This is a genomic window from Pseudomonas sp. AC083 (assembly GCF_979253165.1).
Map to the genome: position 1 here is coordinate 1 of NZ_CEEDDH010000211.1, position 258 is coordinate 258.

General features: G+C 41.1%; 1 pseudogene. It reads left to right on the forward strand.

The window, feature by feature from the left end:
- A pseudogene (locus tag AC0IXA_RS27745) lies at window positions 1–238 on the forward strand (hypothetical protein); the annotation flags it as partial.
- Between the last annotated feature and the right edge of the window lie 20 nt (window positions 239–258).

The window sequence follows — 258 nt, forward strand, 5'->3', positions numbered from 1 at the left end:
TCTAAGTGGGACTATCGTTCATACAACAGATCATCGTTTCGTAGAGGGTCAACAAGTGATTGTCACAGGTTTCGCTATGGGCATGAGCCACACTGGAGGTTTTTCTGAATATGCTAGAGTACCTGCGGATTGGATTGTTCCTTTGCCAAATAACTTGACTTTAAAAGAAGCAATGATTTTGGAACAGCAGGCTTTACCGCAGCTCTTTCTATCATGGCTTTACAGGAAAATGGTATGAGTACGAAAAATCAACCTAAT